The organism is Geofilum sp. OHC36d9, assembly GCF_052400685.1.
Classification (GTDB): Bacteria; Bacteroidota; Bacteroidia; order Bacteroidales; family Marinilabiliaceae; genus CAZHHH01.
In genome coordinates, this window is record NZ_JBQTGJ010000003.1 from 254,585 (window position 1) to 271,710 (window position 17,126).

16 protein-coding genes are annotated in these 17,126 nt (G+C 40.0%); 3 read left to right on the forward strand and 13 right to left on the reverse strand.

Annotated features, from left to right (window positions below; all coding sequences use genetic code 11):
• Positions 1-209 precede the first annotated feature (209 nt).
• The gene (locus tag ACT3CD_RS05955) at positions 210-641 is read left to right on the forward strand and encodes an META domain-containing protein (RefSeq protein WP_444643865.1); all 432 of its coding nucleotides are present in this window, start codon (positions 210-212) and stop codon (positions 639-641) included.
• On the opposite strand, the gene rimO is transcribed toward ACT3CD_RS05955, so the two are convergent.
• From rimO to ACT3CD_RS06015, 12 genes are all read right to left on the reverse strand, one after another.
• Positions 624-1,916 carry a 30S ribosomal protein S12 methylthiotransferase RimO gene (rimO, locus tag ACT3CD_RS05960; RefSeq protein WP_444643866.1) on the reverse strand — a complete coding sequence of 431 codons (1,293 nt, stop codon included), beginning with the start codon at positions 1,914-1,916 and terminating at the stop codon, positions 624-626. The two genes, ACT3CD_RS05955 and rimO, sit on opposite strands and share 18 nt — an antisense overlap.
• Positions 1,917-1,928: 12 nt before the next feature.
• Positions 1,929-2,882 carry a signal recognition particle-docking protein FtsY gene (gene ftsY / locus ACT3CD_RS05965; RefSeq protein ID WP_444643868.1) on the reverse strand — a complete coding sequence of 318 codons (954 nt, stop codon included), beginning with the start codon at positions 2,880-2,882 and terminating at the stop codon, positions 1,929-1,931.
• 137 nt (positions 2,883-3,019) lie between these two features.
• Positions 3,020-3,175: a DUF4295 domain-containing protein gene (locus tag ACT3CD_RS05970; RefSeq protein WP_444643870.1), complete on the reverse strand. Its 156-nt coding sequence runs from the start codon at positions 3,173-3,175 to the stop codon at positions 3,020-3,022.
• A 10-nt stretch (positions 3,176-3,185) separates the two neighbouring features.
• Positions 3,186-3,374, reverse strand: a complete 189-nt coding sequence (gene rpmG / locus ACT3CD_RS05975) for a 50S ribosomal protein L33 (protein WP_444643872.1) — start codon at positions 3,372-3,374, stop codon at positions 3,186-3,188.
• An 18-nt stretch (positions 3,375-3,392) separates the two neighbouring features.
• Positions 3,393-3,638 carry a 50S ribosomal protein L28 gene (gene rpmB / locus ACT3CD_RS05980; RefSeq protein ID WP_444643874.1) on the reverse strand — a complete coding sequence of 82 codons (246 nt, stop codon included), beginning with the start codon at positions 3,636-3,638 and terminating at the stop codon, positions 3,393-3,395.
• A gap of 331 nt (positions 3,639-3,969) precedes the next feature.
• Entirely contained in the window at positions 3,970-5,217 is a 1,248-nt protein-coding gene (locus tag ACT3CD_RS05985) for a CinA family nicotinamide mononucleotide deamidase-related protein (RefSeq protein ID WP_444643876.1), read from the reverse strand.
• A gap of 73 nt (positions 5,218-5,290) precedes the next feature.
• A complete protein-coding gene (locus ACT3CD_RS05990; protein ID WP_444643878.1) occupies positions 5,291-6,532 on the reverse strand; it encodes a M48 family metallopeptidase in 1,242 nt (413 codons plus the stop codon).
• Between the two features lie 75 nt (positions 6,533-6,607).
• On the reverse strand, positions 6,608-7,435 hold the full coding sequence (lgt, locus tag ACT3CD_RS05995; protein ID WP_444643880.1) for a prolipoprotein diacylglyceryl transferase: 828 nt from the start codon (positions 7,433-7,435) through the stop codon (positions 6,608-6,610).
• A 549-nt stretch (positions 7,436-7,984) separates the two neighbouring features.
• Positions 7,985-11,299 carry a preprotein translocase subunit SecA gene (secA, locus tag ACT3CD_RS06000; protein WP_444643882.1) on the reverse strand — a complete coding sequence of 1,105 codons (3,315 nt, stop codon included), beginning with the start codon at positions 11,297-11,299 and terminating at the stop codon, positions 7,985-7,987.
• A 79-nt stretch (positions 11,300-11,378) separates the two neighbouring features.
• A complete protein-coding gene (locus ACT3CD_RS06005; protein WP_444643884.1) occupies positions 11,379-11,855 on the reverse strand; it encodes a hypothetical protein in 477 nt (158 codons plus the stop codon).
• Between the two features lie 190 nt (positions 11,856-12,045).
• Positions 12,046-12,258 carry a hypothetical protein gene (locus tag ACT3CD_RS06010; protein ID WP_444643886.1) on the reverse strand — a complete coding sequence of 71 codons (213 nt, stop codon included), beginning with the start codon at positions 12,256-12,258 and terminating at the stop codon, positions 12,046-12,048.
• Between the two features lie 318 nt (positions 12,259-12,576).
• A complete protein-coding gene (locus ACT3CD_RS06015) occupies positions 12,577-13,629 on the reverse strand; it encodes an NAD(P)/FAD-dependent oxidoreductase (RefSeq protein ID WP_444643888.1) in 1,053 nt (350 codons plus the stop codon).
• A gap of 561 nt (positions 13,630-14,190) precedes the next feature.
• On the opposite strand from ACT3CD_RS06015, the gene trhO reads away from it, so the two are divergent.
• Both trhO and ACT3CD_RS06025 read left to right on the forward strand, forming a co-directional pair.
• Complete coding sequence (trhO, locus tag ACT3CD_RS06020; protein WP_444643890.1) at positions 14,191-15,186, forward strand: oxygen-dependent tRNA uridine(34) hydroxylase TrhO; 996 nt, start codon at positions 14,191-14,193, stop codon at positions 15,184-15,186.
• Between the two features lie 169 nt (positions 15,187-15,355).
• Positions 15,356-16,393 carry a tRNA dihydrouridine synthase gene (locus tag ACT3CD_RS06025; RefSeq protein WP_444643892.1) on the forward strand — a complete coding sequence of 346 codons (1,038 nt, stop codon included), beginning with the start codon at positions 15,356-15,358 and terminating at the stop codon, positions 16,391-16,393.
• Here the strand turns inward: ACT3CD_RS06025 and ACT3CD_RS06030 are convergent.
• On the reverse strand, positions 16,369-17,037 hold the full coding sequence (locus ACT3CD_RS06030) for a rhomboid family intramembrane serine protease (RefSeq protein ID WP_444643894.1): 669 nt from the start codon (positions 17,035-17,037) through the stop codon (positions 16,369-16,371). The genes ACT3CD_RS06025 and ACT3CD_RS06030 overlap by 25 nt on opposite strands.
• Between the last annotated feature and the right edge of the window lie 89 nt (positions 17,038-17,126).

A 17,126-nucleotide genomic window follows, 5' to 3' on the forward strand; every position in this document is an offset into this window, starting at 1 on the left:
AAAAAATAATGAACTGTTTCGTGGTTCATATTCATTGATGATTAAATTCTAAATAAAACTGAATTTATGAATTTTAATCAGCGCAATGACCATTAACGAAAATAGAGGATGAAACGGAACTCAAGGCTCCAGATAACCAAAAAATATTGTTTTGCTCAAAAGGGACAAGCAAAAATTTCAAAATTTCAATAATTTCAAATTCGGCCGTTATGAAACGAATTATTCAATTAACAGCTATTATCAGCATATTGGTAACCGCCTGTGTTACAACTCAAAAAATAAGTTTACAGCCCGATACGCTCAAGGGAAACTGGGAAATGGCTAAATGGCAGGATTTTAATGATCTGTCACAAATTTTTCCTTCAGGAGTGCCCACTTTGACTTTTAGCGATTCAACGGTAGCCGGATACAATGGTTGTAACCGTATGCAAGGATCATATATTGTCAACCGTTACAACAGCCGCCTTCAAATTATCCGTATGGTATCCACAAAAATGTTTTGCCGTGGGGTTGCAGAAGCTGAGTTTGTAAATGCCCTGTCGCGGGTTAACACCTATCGTATTTCAGAACCCTTTTTATATTTGCTGAATAGCAACACCCAAATTGCTGTTTTTCAGCGTACATCACCAATCGGCCAATAAATCGTAGTCCTCAGCCCCATTAATGGTAACCTCGTAAAATTGACCTATCTGCATTGGTTTATCGGTGCTTATCAATACTTCTGGATCTACTTCAGGGCTATCAAACTGAGTACGCCCCACATAAAAGTCAGCTTCCTTGCGATCGATAATTACTTTTTGTGTTGAACCAATTTTATTTTCATTCAGTTCACGACTAATGTTACTTTGAAGCTCCATAATAATGTTGGCCCGATCTTGCTTAACTTCATCCGGGACATTGTCGTCATACATTTTATAAGCATAGGTATCTTCTTCATGAGAATATGGAAAAACGCCCAGCCGGTCAAATTTTTGTGAAATAACAAAATCTTTCAATGCTTCAAAATCAGCTTCTGTTTCATTGGGATGTCCTGTAATAAGTGTGGTGCGCAAATGAATACCCGGCACTTTCGCCCTAAACTGGCGAATAAGATCTAACGTTTCAGCTTTGGTAACATTACGACGCATACTTTTCAGCATCGGATCGGAAATGTGCTGAAAGGCAATATCCAAATAATTACAAACTTTAGGATTATTGGCCATTACATCCAAAACATCCGACGGGAATCCGGCCGGATAGGCATAATGTAACCTAATCCATTCAATTCCCTCCACTTTTGAAAGTTCCTGAATCAACGGTGCCAGCATTCGTTTTTTGTAGATATCCAGACCATAGTAAGTAAGCTCCTGTGCAATCACCTGTAATTCCTTCACACCTTTGGATGCCAGCAACTTAGTTTCTTCCACCAAACTTTCAATGGTTCGGGACTTATGTTTGCCGGTAATGAGAGGAATGGCGCAATATGAACAAGTGCGGTCACATCCTTCTGATATTTTCAAATAAGCGTAATGGTCCGGCGTAGTAAGAGAACGCTCGTTTCGTAAATCGGCTCGGTAAACCAGACCCAAATCAGCGATCAAATCCTTCCAGTTAAATTTGCCATAAAACTGATCTACTTCTGGAATTTCAGTTCCAAGTTGCTCGAAATAGCGTTGCGACAGACAGCCCATCACCAACAATTTTTCTATATCGCCCTGTTTGCGGGCTTCGGCAAAACGAAGAATCATATCGATGGACTCTTCCTTGGCATCACCAATAAACCCACAGGTATTAATCACGACAATGTCGCCCGTTGGATTGGGAGAATCATGTTCCACTCTGAAACCACTTGCCTCAAATTGCTTGATTAACAATTCCGAATCGACCAGGTTTTTTGAACAACCCAGAGTGATAACATCAACCTTTTTTTGCCCCATTGTTTAAATTAATTATTTACCGAATAGTGAATTTACAAAAGCTTCACGGTCGAAGGGCTGCAAATCGTCAATGCCTTCACCAATACCAATATATTTTACCGGCACCTTAAACTGATCTGAAACACCAATCACAACACCTCCTTTAGCAGTCCCGTCGAGCTTGGTGATGGCCAAAGCGTTAACCTCTGTAGCCAGGGTAAATTGTTTGGCTTGCTCAAAAGCATTCTGACCTGTGGAGCCATCCAAAACCAGTATTATTTCGTGAGGGGCATCGGGCACGACCTTCTGCATTACTTTTTTGATTTTCGAGAGCTCATTCATCAAATTCACTTTATTGTGCAAACGGCCGGCAGTATCAATAATCACCACATCGGCATTGTTTGCCTTGGCCGACGTCAGCGTATCAAATGCCACTGAAGCCGGATCAGACCCCATCTTCTGCTTAATCAAAGGGACCTCTACCCGCTGAGCCCAGATCTCTAACTGCTCGATGGCCGCAGCCCGGAAAGTATCCGCAGCGCCCAAAACAACACTCTTTCCCGCTGCTTTAAACTTGTGAGCCAACTTTCCAATGGTCGTCGTCTTACCAACGCCATTGACCCCCACCACCATGATAACATAAGGAGATTTCCCGCTTGGTATATCAAAATCAGACACATCATTGACTTTATTCTCAGCCAAAAGTGCAGAGATCTCCTCTTTCAAAATTTTATCCAGTTCCTGGGCATTCACAAATTTATCCCTTGCCACTCTGGCTTCAATACGATCAATGATTTTAATGGTCGTATCAACCCCAACATCCGAACTGATAAGAACACCCTCCAGTTCGTCAAGAATATCATCATCAACTTTTGATTTGCCAACAACCACGCGAGTAATTTTTTGCAAAACACTCTCTTTGGTTTTCGACAAGCCTTCATCCAGCCGTTCCTTTTTCGAACGGTTTAAACTTCCGAACAAACCCATAATATAATAAATTGATAAATTGGTGGTAAATATAGTGATAAATAAGCAAAGACTACCCACAGGTGCTATGAACAGTAGCAAAAAAAGCTCCCTGAAACAGAGAGCTTTTTATTCATTAAAAGAATCCGGGAATCCGGTTATTTTTTATTAAAGAAATCTTTAACAGCATCGTTGGTAACCATTTCCGTACGGAAAGTGTAGGCACCGGTCTTGGGAGATTTCACCATTTTAATAACACGGGTGTGACCTTTACCCGAACCTTTTTGCAGTGTTGCAACTACTTTCTTAGCCATGACTTAAAATTTACTTGATTTCACGATGTATAGTCATACGCTTCAAAATTGGGTTGTATTTTTTCAACTCCATTCTATCGGGCGTATTCTTTCTGTTTTTAACGGTAATATACCTGGAAGTACCGGGTAGTCCGCTTTCTTTGTGCTCAGTACACTCCAGAATTACCTGGATGCGGTTGCCTTTTCCTTTTTTTGCCATTTTTTCTACCCTCCGTTATTATTGTTTTACACTTAAAAAACCTTTGTCCTGTGCCGATTTTATGGCAGCTTCCACACCAATTTTATTGATTAGTCGTAATCCGGAAGCCGATACTCTCAGCTTAACCCAACGACCCTCTTCAGGCAAATAGAAGTTTTTGTAAAATAAATTTACATCGAAGCTTCTTTTGGTGCGTCTTTTTGAGTGGGAAACATTGTTTCCTACCATGGCCCTTTTGCCAGTTATTTCACAAACTTTTGACATTGCTCAACCGTTTTTTAATATCTACGTTTTTCAAACAGAGCGCAAAATACGTTATTTTATTCCAAAAAAACAAATAACTCACTTTTTTATTTACCTGTTTTATACATTTTTATTCCAAAAAATGATTTTTGTTTAGGTAATCTTTCACACTTATCAGAAGAAAGACTTTAAATAAGTTGATTAAAAATCGATAAAACAATTAATTAAGATTTATTAATCATTGTTATTAAAGCAAAAATAACACATTTAGCCTTATTTTTCAAGTTGAAACGTCTAAAAATCCCTGTCCATCAAATCCAACTTATAATCTGATAACAGTGTAATATTTTGTTTATAAATCGTTATTTTCGATTAACTTTTTTAACCGTATTAAGCCGGTATCAGCAGTTCGCATGATAACCCGGTCACGCATCTGTCCCAATTGAAAACAGTCGCTAACCACCTTATGAGCCGAAGCCCATGCTATCCAGACTGTTCCCACCGGTTTATCCTTGCTGCCACCCGACGGACCGGCAATTCCTGACGTAGCCACCGCAAAATCAGTTTTAAACACATCTACAGCTCCTTTGGCCATTTGTTCAACAACTTGCCTGCTAACGGCGCCATACTGGTCTAAATCGGCTTTGTTTACACCTAAAACGCGATTTTTTATTTCGTTGGAATAAGCAACCAAACTTCCTTTAAATACTTCAGATGCACCAGGAACAGCCGTTATTAAATGAGCCATTAAACCACCGGAACAACTTTCAGCCAAAGAAACCGTTTTATGTTGTTGCTTTAGCAGATTAATAATTACTTCGCCGATTGCCTGATCTTCTTCTGCATAGATATTATCGCCAATGATAGGTTTAAGCGCTTCAACCGAGTTTTGAATGGCCGATTTAAGCAATTGTTGGTCGTTTCCCCTTGCAGATAAACGAAGACGAATTTTACCTGGCGATGGCAGATATGCCACTTTTATGAACTTCGGCACCGCATCTTCCCACCCCGACAACATCTCGGCTAATACGGCTTCCGGGATATTATGAATCAAAATTGTTTTATGCTCAACAAATCCTGTGTCAAAAGACTTTCGTAACCGCGGTAATATTTCATGATGCATTGCGTGTTGCATCTCCGTAGGCACACCGGGCATGCTGACCACCACCCCGCCATTGTATGAAAACCAAAGAATGGGTGCTGTGCCGACCGGATTTCGAATCACCGTTGCCGATTCCGGCACCAGCGCCTGATCCTGATTCAGCTGGTTTAGATTTTTAACCCGTCCTGATAAAAAGGTCTTTACATCGGCTAACACTTGTTCATTGTGCACCAATTTTGTATTGAAGAATTCACACAAAGTATTTTTGGTGATATCATCACGGGTCGGCCCCAGACCGCCTGTTATGAGAACTATCTTTGATCGTTCGGTTGTTTCACGCAACACCGAAAGAATTTCTTCATGGTCGTCGCTAACCGAAGTTATACGGTTAACATAAAACCCTTCCTTATTAAGTTCCTGGCCCATCCAGGCTGAGTTTGTATCAATGACCTGCCCAATTAGTAGTTCATCGCCAATTGTAATAATATCAACTTGCATAATTTATTGAGATTAAAGACTATAGAATTTAATCCATATCTATAATTTGATAATAAAAACCGCTATTTTTCTTTTAACAAAATTTATCCAAAGCACTGAGGCGCTCCAGCAATGGCGGATGTGAATAATGAAAAAAGACGTACCAGGGATGTGGTGTGGGATTACTCAACGCTGATGCGGATATTTTTTTTAATGCCGACTGAAGTGCTTCAGCCTTACAATATCTGGCCGCAAAGGCGTCGGCCTGATATTCCTGTCGGCGTGAAAGCAGTGTCATGGCCAACCCTATAACGCCGCTCACGGGTGTATACAATAAGCCAAAACCCAGTAATCCAATGTGAAAAGTCGGTTCGTCGACCCCTAAAGCCTGCGAAACAGCCGGATAATTAATAAACCAACCCAGCAGAAACAGTGTCAGCCCACTCTGTAAAATTCCCAGAATTGTGCCTCTAATTGTATGTTTTAATTTATTATGGCCTATTTCATGGGCCAGTACAGCCACTATTTCGTCGTTGGTTAATTCATCAATTAAAGTATCAAACAAGACAATTTTTTTATTTTTTCCAAAACCACTAAAAAAGGCATTTGATTTGGTAGATCGTTTAGATCCATCCATCACAAAAATATTTTCGAGTGTAAATCCAGTATTACGACTCATTGTTTCAATAGCCTTTCTTAATTCACCATCATCCAATGGTTTAAGTTTGTTAAAAAGCGGCAAAATAACAGAGGAATAAAATTTACCAAAAAAGAGCATAAATAACGCTGTCACCGCCCATGCGTAAAGCCAAAAACGGGTGCCTGCCCAGCCATAAAACCAGATAAATAAACCCAGTAATAAACCGCCAATAATTCCACCCAAAAGCAATGATTTTAAGATGTCGCTAAAAAACAGAACCGGTGTCGTTTTATTGAAATCAAATTTTTGTTCTATCACAAATGTTTCATACACCGAAAAAGGCAAGGAGACTATCGTCGTTCCCAATCCGATGAGACCGAAAAATAACAGGGGCAGCCATAACCAGCTTTCAGTATAACCTTTCAGCCATTCATGAATAAAAGCAAATCCGTTAAACCAAAGCAATGCCAACAAAACCAACAATGAAAATAACGAAGATAATATCCCAAACTGATAGTTCACCTTTCGGTAAGCTTTTTGTTTTTTGAATTGTTCCTCTGAAAATACATCTTTAAGACGATCAGGCACTTCTTGTGCCCAGTTTTTACTATTCAGCGCATCTAAAAAGAAACCCCAGACAGAATCCAACAAGATAATTGCCAGTATAACATAAAATAAAGCTGTGTGTTGCATCATATATTCATAAAAAACAGAAAAGCCAGACACCATACTAATGCCTGACTCTTCTATGGTTTAAAATCTCTTCATTGATTATTTTCTTTTACCTGCCGCTGTTTCAACCGGCGGGCGTCGAAAAGCCCGGTATATTAAATATCCTCCCAAAATAACAAAAGGAATACTAAGTATTTGTCCCATATTAAAAGTCATGGCATTCTCAAATGCTTCCTGATTTTCCTTCACAAATTCAATTAAAAAACGTGCCAGAAAAATCCCAATAAGAAATACGCCAAAAATAAGTCCCGGACGTTTATGAGCGTCCTTTTTCCAATACATGTACATCAGCAACACAAAGGTGGCCAAATAAGCCAAGGCCTCATATATTTGCGATGGATGTCGGGGTATTTCCGGATTGGCAACATGGGCTCTCAAAAACTGAAAGCCCCATGGTAAAGTGGTTTCAGCACCTACTATTTCCGAATTCATCAGGTTCCCCATTCGAATAAAAGCCCCGGCCAAAGCCACCGGTATTACCATCCGGTCGAGCGTCCACAACATAGATCGTTTGGTCACCTTTTTCGAGAACAACCAAATGGCAATTAAAATACCAATTGCCCCTCCATGGCTGGCCAGTCCACCTTCCCAGACTTTCAATATATCTTCGGGATGCACGGAGTAATAATCCCAGCCGTAAAAAAAGACATGTCCCAGACGAGCTCCAACAACCGTAGCCACCATGACGTAAATAAACAACTTGTCGAGCCACTCTTCCGGTGCATTTTCGCGCCGAAACATGCGCTCCACAATATAATAACCCAATAAAAAGGCCACAGCAAAAAAGACCCCGTAGTATCGAACCGTAAGCGGTCCCAACGAAAATATTTCGGGGGCCGGTGCCCATGTGATAAAATTAAAAAACATAAACTTATTATTTTGAAGTGACTTAATAAATTTTGATGCCACCTGTATTATAAAATTAACTGTTCTAATGAAAGATGAACCACCAGCATTAGTTCTATTTAGAGTCTGTCTATAAAGTCCAACTTCTGCGTTATGCTTGCTCTCAAAATGGTCATTTACGGGAGTAAACTCACATTTTTCGAGCTGCGCAAGCCTTGAATTTGAACTTTATAGCTCAAGCTCCCGACTTTATGGACAGGCACTATTTAGTGTTTGTCTATAAAGTCAATTTCTGCGTTACGCTTGTCATAAAAACAGTCATTTACGAAAAGGAAACTGTCTCCGTCTTCTTCCTCCTTGTAAAGCATAATCAAAGCAATAGCTTTGCTTATGCCTTTACTTCGTTCGTCAGTTCCTTGATTTTTATGACTTCGCAACCCTTAAAATAACGTTTACCTGTGACTGTTGTTGTTTCACTATAATTAGCTCATCCAGTACATTAAAACATCGTCTTAAAGTTACAAACAAAAGCCGGATTTTTATCTTAACCGGATCATCTTATGCTAACAACTATAAACCTTTACCGTGGCACTGTTTGTATTTTTTACCACTGCCACAGGGACAAGGATCATTACGGCCTACTTTTTTCTCCACCCTTACCGGTTCCAAATGTTGCGGTTGCTTAGGATCTGCGCCTTTACGGTTCATCGGAGAACCGGCACCCGGCTCATCTTTTTGGGTTCGTAAATGGCTTAAATCGACCTTGCGACGTTTATCTCCTTCACGCACCTGACTGGCATCGCGAATGGGAATGTGAGCTTTAGAAAGCGAAGCAACCACTGACCTGTTGTTTTTTTCAACCATTAATTTAAACAGATCAAACGATTCAAATTTATAAATCAATAAGGGGTCCTTCTGTTCATATGAAGCATTTTGAACCGCCTGCTTCAGGTCATCCAGTTCACGCAAGTGTTCTTTCCAGGCCTCATCGATGGTAATAAGCATCATAGCCTTCTCAAATGAGCGGGCCAATTCCCGGCCTTCAGTCTCATAGGCTTTTCTCAAATTCGTGGTAATCTGAAATACACGCTGACCATCAGAAATGGGAACAACAATATTTTCATAGGTCTCAGCCTTGGTTTCAAACACATTTTTTATAACAGGATAAGCCTGTTTAGCCATGGCTTCAATTTTGCGTTGATAGCTTTTCCAGACCACTTCGTGCAACTTATCAATCAACTCATTGTCACGTGCTTTAAGAAACTCATCTTCAGTAAAAGGCGAATCAATGGAAAAAATCCGTATCAGCTCCATTTTAAAACCTTCGTAATCGGCTAACTCATGATACTCACTCAAAATAGCTTCGGCACTATCATACATCATATTTGATATTTCCACCTGCATCCGCTCGCCAAACAACGCATGTCGACGTTTTTTATAAATGACCTCACGTTGTGAATTCATCACGTCATCGTACTCCAGCAATCGTTTACGAATACCAAAGTTGTTTTCTTCAACTTTTTTCTGAGCCCTTTCGATGGATTTTGTAATCATACTGTGCTGAATCATCTCCCCATCTTCAACGCCTAACCGGTCCATATACCGAACCAATCGATCGGAACCAAACAGACGCATTAAATCGTCCTCCAAAGAGACAAAAAACTGAGATGAACCCGGATCACCCTGACGACCTGCACGACCACGTAGCTGACGGTCGACACGTCGTGATTCATGGCGCTCGGTACCAACAATGGCCAAACCACCAGCCTTTTTCACCTCCGGCGATAACTTTATATCGGTACCACGACCTGCCATATTGGTTGCAATGGTAACAACCCCTTTCTTACCGGCATCGGCCACAATATCGGCCTCTCGTTGGTGTAATTTGGCATTCAATACGTTGTGCTGAATTCCCCGCAGCTTCAACATACGGCTTAGTAATTCAGAAACTTCAACCGAAGTTGTACCAACCAGAACCGGTCGGTTATTTTTAACCAGTTCAACAATTTCTTCAATAACAGCATTGTATTTTTCACGCTTGGTCTTGTAAACCTTATCTTCCATATCCTTGCGCTGGATTGGCCGGTTGGTTGGTATTACCACCACGTCCAGTTTGTAGATATCCCAAAGCTCGCCTGCTTCCGTCTCTGCCGTACCTGTCATACCCGACAGCTTGCTATACATCCGGAAATAATTTTGTAACGTAATGGTTGCATACGTTTGCGTGGCTGCTTCGACCTTAACGCGCTCCTTGGCTTCAATGGCCTGGTGTAAACCGTCAGAATAACGACGACCTTCCATAACACGGCCTGTCTGTTCATCCACAATTTTCACCTTATTATCCATCAAAACATACTCCACATCTTTCTCGAACATCACATAGGCCTTCAAAAGCTGGTTGATGGTATGAACCCGTTCCGACTTAACGGCATAATTCTGCATCAGTTCATCCTTCTTAAGAACCTTATCTTCATCCGACAAACCGGCATTTTCAAGTTCCGATAATTGTGAAGCAATATCCGGGAGTACAAAGAATTCTTTATCTTCCGAATCATCAGTAATCAAATCAATACCCTTATCGGTCATTTCGACCGAGTTGGTTTTTTCATCGATAACAAACAACAACGGATCGGTGACTACATACATTTTTTTATTATTCTCCTGCATGTAGAAATTTTCCGTTTTTATCATAGCCGCTTTCATGCCCGGTTCGCTCAAAAACTTAATCAACGGTTTATTTTTGGGCATTCCTTTAAAAGCTCTCAGCAACATCAACGCGCCTTCTTCCTGTTCTTTATTATCCGAAGAATTCATCTTTTGTTTGGCTTCGGCCAAATAGCGGGAAACCATATTTCGCTGAATATCGACGATTTTTTCAACCTTTGGACGCAATTCCACAAATAATTGGTCATCTCCTTTCGGCACCGGACCAGAAATAATCAATGGCGTCCGTGCATCGTCAATCAACACTGAGTCGACCTCGTCGACAATGGCATAGTTGTGCTTGCGTTGAACCAGGTCGTCGGGTGAAATGGCCATATTATCGCGGAGGTAATCGAACCCAAATTCGTTATTGGTACCATAAGTAATATCAGCCTTATAGGCATTACGGCGTTCCTCAGAATTGGGCCGGTGCTTATCAATACAATCCACGCTTAACCCGTGAAACATAAATAACGGTCCCATCCATTCCGAGTCACGTTTGGCCAAATAATCGTTAACAGTAACCAAGTGAACCCCTCGTCCGGTCAATGCATTCAAAAATACAGGTAAAGTGGCAACCAGTGTTTTACCTTCACCGGTAGCCATTTCTGCAATTTTACCCTGATGCAAAACGACACCCCCTATCAACTGCACATCGTAATGCACCATATCCCAGGTGATTTCATTTCCCCCAGCCAACCACTTATTATGATAAATGGCCTTATCGTCCTCAATTTCAACAAAATCATGCAAAGCAGCTAAATCCCTGTCAAACTGAGTTGCCGTTACAACAACCGTCTCATTTTCGGAAAAACGACGAGCGGTCTCTTTTACTACCGAAAAAGCTTCCGGCAAAATAGCGCTTAAAGCATCTTCGAATTTTTCTGTAATCGACTTTTCAAGACGGTCGACTTCATCATACATTGCTTCGCGTTCAGTGATATCTGGATTTTCATCATCGATACGTTTTTTGATGGCATCAATTTGCGCCTGTTCCTCTTTCACGTGATCACGCAACTGCTGTTTCAGTATTTCGGTTCGATTTCTGAGTTCGTCGTTTCCAAGCGCTTGTATGGCAGGATAAGCAGCTTTAATTTGCTCAAGAATAGGGGCAATTTCTTTCATGTCGCGATCCGACTTATTACCCAAAAACGTGGATAATATACTATCAATAAAACCCATAATGGTTCAATTCTAAAATTTATAATATAAAAACAGAGAAATGTCTTAAAAAGACTAATTGTGGTAGAAAATACGATATTCAGGCCACTAAAGGACCTGCTCGCACTTGTATAGAAGCGTCAAAACCCGAATAGGTTTTAGATAAACTCTTTATAAAAACAAAAGGAGTTGTATTGAAGTCATAAAAAAGAACGGCTGAACCTGACCAGTAACAGCAACCATTGGAAATTAAGCTATTTTCGGAGTCGTTGAGCAACGAACCGTTTGATATGACAGGCCAGCCAGCAAACGCAGATAAATCAATATCAAAAGTATGGGGAGTGCCGGCGGCATAAATTACTAAAAATTGGTCGTCGAAAACAAAAACGCCTTCCGGATTTGTTTGTTCCAACAGCCAACCGGGCAGATTTACATTTTGAAGTTGATAAATCTGATGTCGCAACCCGTCCTGTGTAACGGCTATCTGCTGTGTGGAATACTCACGACAAACCGTCATCACTACGGTGAGCGATAATCCCAATAGCGTTAAATAACTTATTTCAGCACGACTTCTCATCAATAATTCATCCGTAAATAATCAGTTTGTACAGAATGATTAAACACCTTGTATACTATCTTTTAGCACTATTTGTATTGCTTAGCAGTCACTGTTGTTTTATCATAAAATACAGGAGTGTAAAGATGTTAAAAGATTTTGGATTAGCATTAGTCTGATTGTTAAAAAATAGGATACTTGAAGAAAAGTGCTAAAAAATCAGCATTTTTACTTTTATAAAAAAATGGCGTGTTCCAAAAAAGCCGAAACAATCAGCCATGACCACGGCGGCAACTGGAACACGCCATCTTCTTTTATTTAAATAGTGTTTGTCTATTAAGTCAACTTCTGCGTTACGCTTGTCATAAAAACAGTCATTTACGAAAAGTAAACTGTCTCCGTCTTCTTCCTCCTTGTAAAGCATAATCAAAGCAATAGCTTTGATTATGCCTTTACTTCGTTCGTCAGTTCCTTGATTTTTATGACTTCACAAGCCTTGTATTTGAACTTTATATTTCAAACACTTAGTTTATGGACAGGCTCTAAATATATTTTAAGTGCATGCGATAAAAACATTAAGCTTATCCTCAAAAGGTTAAGCTACAATATAAACTCACATTTAATAATATTAAGAAAGCCTCAAAAATGAAGTTTTCTTAATACTATGGAAAAAACAGAATTCTTTTTTTGTGTTATCCTATTCATTTTGTAAACAAGTCTGACCAACGATAGGTTCAAAAGACTATTGTTTCAAATACCTAATAACATCAACTTCAGAAGGTATTTTAGTGGCCGGATTAAGCAGCCAGTTAGCCAAAACATTGGACCAATAAGGTGCTTGTGCCACACCTTTTGAGCCCATACCATTAAAAATAACCAATTCCGGATGATTGGGATGAGCCCCCAATACAGGCTTCCGATCAAGCGCAGCTGGTCGAAGTCCGGCTTTGTGACTCAGCACCTTGTAGGAGGCATTGATGATACCTTCGAACTTTGCTTTCAGTTCTCCAATTGCTTCCTGAGTTGGAAGTATATTCTTAAAATGATGACAATATGTAGCTCCAACTCTAAACTTGTGGTTGCCCAGAGGTAAAATAAAAATTTTGTCTCTGATAATAAACTTTTCTTCCAAATCGGGTGCTTCAATTTCAATAAACTCGCCTTTATTGGGCACAATTCCAGCATCTTTAAACCATGGATTACTCTTCACCCCTGCTCCTTCGCAAAAAACAACACGGTTGGTTGTTATGATATTACTGATATGTACCTTATGATTCTCAATTTTTAGTTGTCGATAATCTAAGTTATCTGATAACAACTGATTTTTCTTTAGCAATATCGATTTTATAGTCTGCAAAAAAACGACGACATCCAAATAACCACCGCCCGAAAAATACCCCAACCCTGCCGTTTTATTCAACCCTTTAATTGATTGTTGGCGCGTAATCTTACTAATATATTCTTTCAACTTATCAGCACTGCTGGTCATCCATTCCAAATATTCATCTTCTGATAAAATTTTTAAGCTTTTCGTCGGATTAAAAAAGTTGACCCCATACATCGCCTCTATTTTGGTATATGTGCTAAACATCGACGGCCAATAATCTTCACTTTTACCTGCCAGTTTGAGCTTTCGAAACATTAAAGGATTAAACAACCCGGCAGCTATTTCTGACGATTTGTGCTGGTGAGGGCTATCAATCAACAAAAAATCGATGTTTCGCTGCCACAGTTGCCAGGCCAATAGCGACCCTGCCAACCCCTGACCAACAATAAGTATTGAGACATTTTTCACAATCTTAAATAATTAGTACTCATACAACGTTTAACCAAGTAGCCTTAATTCGTACCTCATAAAACTCTGGCTCCTCTTTTTTGTTTAATCAGTGTTTGTCTATAAAGTCAACTACTTCGTTATGTTTGCCATAAAAACAGTCATTTACGAAAAGTAAACTGACTTCGTCTTCTTCCTCCTCCTTGTATAGCATAATAAAAGCATTTATGAGATAAATCCACAACAAAAGCTTTGCTTCTGCCTTTACTTCGTTCGTCAGTCCCTTGATTTTTATGACTTCGCAAGCCTTGAATTTGAACTTTATATTTCAAACCCTTAGTTTATGGACAGACAGACTCTAATTAGTGTTTGTCTAATAAAGTACAACAACTTCATTATGCTTGTTCTCAAATGGTCATTAACACCTAACACTTGAAACGCTCATTTTTCAAACTTCAAACGATTCTAAAATGACGTTTCCCTTTCTGCTACTCGCGTTTCAGGGTAAGGCTTCATTTAAATATAATTAATTAGGATAAAATTATCCCAATTAATTATATTTGCAAAAAAAAGTTTGCAACCATGTCACTTTATAATAAATTAAATACAGAACAACTGATCGAGAAATTAAAAAGCGAAACATTTAAGCGGCGTACGCTCTCATTTTATCGCTATGTTCAGATTGATGAACCTAATATTTTCAGAGATGAATTGTATAAAGGTCTGGATGAATTACAGTGTAATGGGCGTATTTACGTAGCAAAAGAAGGAATTAACGCACAAATGAATGTGCCGGAACCTCATATTAACGCTTTGTTAAATTATCTTGAATCGATTCCCCAACTGCGTGGAATGCAAATAAAATGGGCCATAGAAGAAAGTATGCCCTCTTTTATTAAACTCATCGTACGGGTTCGGCCAAAGATTGTGGCTGACGGATTGAACGATAATATGGTGGACCTCAACAATGTAGGGAATCGTCTTTCACCAATAGAATTTCATGAATTGTCTGACAAACAAGATGTTATTGTTGTAGATATGCGTAATAACTACGAAAGCGAAGTGGGCCGGTTTGTAAACGCTTATTGCCCGGACGCATCAACATTTCGTGAAGAAGTTGAATTGGTGGTTAATGAATTGGAAGATAAAAAGGACAAAAAAATATTGCTTTACTGTACCGGTGGCGTACGTTGTGAAAAGGCAAGTGCCTGGCTCAAACAACGTGGTTTTAAAGATGTAAATCAGTTGCATGGCGGGGTTATAGCTTATGTAGCTGAAATTAAACAAAAGGGACTGTCCTCACGTTTTATCGGGAAAAATTTTGTATTTGATGAACGTTTGGGCGAAAGAGTCACTCCTCATATTCTTGGCAAATGCCACAATTGTGGCAAACCTTGCGATATTCACATTAATTGCGCTTATGACCCGTGTCACGATCTGGTGATTCAGTGCAATGAATGTTCACAAAAATATAATGATTGTTGCAGCGTAGCCTGCCACGAAAATCTGAAGGCCCATCCGGATCAAAAGAGCCGTGAAATAAATAAACGGCAACTATTAAATTCCTGTAGCACATAATACTTACAAAAAAAATAACTTCCGCGATTATGCTTGTCTAAAAATCGTTATTTACCACAGTAAACTCACATTTTATATCAAGCATCTGATTTTTCTTGCTGACGTTATAAATAAGCAGGAGCATAATAATTTAATAACAGCAATAATTGCCAACCAAAAAGTAACAGACGTGAGCCCCAAAAATTTCTGGAATACTTCCACTCAGGCATTGATGATGCTGGCCCCCATGGAAGATGTGACCGACACTGCCTTTCGGGAGCTGGTTCTTCACAAGGCAGTAACCGGACATCTGCAGGTTTTATTTACTGAGTTTACCTCCACCGATGGACTGTTTCATCCCGTTGGTCGAAAAAAAGTAGACTATCGATTGAAGGTGTCCCATAGCGAACGACAGCTGTTACAACAAAAAGAAGTCAAAATTGTAGCACAAATATGGGGCAACGACCCAGAAAAATTTAGCCATGCAGCCCGAATACTCACCGAAGAATATCATTTTGACGGCATTGATATCAACATGGGGTGTCCGGTTAAAAATGTGGTAGCACATGGCAGTTGTTCGGCCTTAATAGATCAGGAAACATTGGCCGGAGAGATTATCCAGGCCACGAAAGAAGCATCTCCATTGCCGTTAAGTGTCAAAACCCGTCTGGGCGTAAAAAAATTAGATACCGAACGATGGATTTCATTTTTGCTACAACAGCCTTTGGATGCCATCATCATTCATGGTCGCATTCAGAAGCAAATGTCGGAAGGATCAGCCAATTGGGAAGAAATTGGTAAGGCAGCAAGACTTCGCGATCATCTGGCGCCACACATAAAAATTATTGGTAATGGTGATGTTGAATCGCTTGCTGAAGCCCGCGTTAAAGTTAACAAATATGAATTGGATGGGATTATGATTGGGCGTGGTATATTTAAAGACCCATGGTTATTTAACCCTCACCAAAACAAAATAACTGTTGAAGAAAGAATCAACACATTAAAACTTCATCTTGATCTTTTTGAAAAAAGCTGGGGCATGAATCGCCATTTTCCAATTTTACGACGTTTTTTCAAAATTTATCTTTCTGATTTTCGCGACGCCTCCGAATTTAGAAATCAAATGATGCAGGTTACCACCTTTGCTGAAGCCCGGGAAGTAATTAGTGAATGGGAACAGATTTGGCATCAAACCTCCAATTCTCAGGAGATATTTACCTTCCAATAGGCATCGGCATCATTATCATCCTCGTCAGACTCGTCGGGTGGCGATTCTGGCTTTTGTGGTCCCTCTTTGCGATAAACTATCGCGGCTGACAAACCAGCCATAAAGCCCCATAAATGGCCTTCCCACGAATGCGGCAAATTGGGCGCCAAAGGAAACATCCCCCAAACGAGACTGCCATATATAAAGACAACAAACAGCGCGACTGCCATAAGGGGAATGTAACGACGTATAACCCCACTGATAAATAAAAATGCGGTGAGACCATATACAAGGCCGCTGGCCCCCACATGCCAGGCCTCACGACCGCCAAACCAAAGCCAGGCGCCCGCCAGCACCCATATCACGCCCATTACCCGCCAGGCTATGCTACGGTAGAAAAAAAACAATGCCACCGTGAGTATAAAATACGACACCACATTATTAAATAAATGTTGCCAGCTGGAATGCACAAATGGCATTAGTATAATACCCGGTAATCCCTCTAAAGATAGTGGTCGGACGCCTAAAAAAAATAAATTCCAGCCTTGCAGATCTTCAATTAAGCGCACAGAAATCATCAATAAAACTGAAACAAACGGAAACAGTAGACTGTGAATAAATCGGCGTTTTTCCGGCGTTTGATTTTTATTGATGATCTGAAACATAATCGTAAAAATTAGTGTATTTAGAGTCTGTCTATAAAGTCCAAATTTAGCATTACGTTCGCACTCAAAAGGATCATTTACACCAGTAA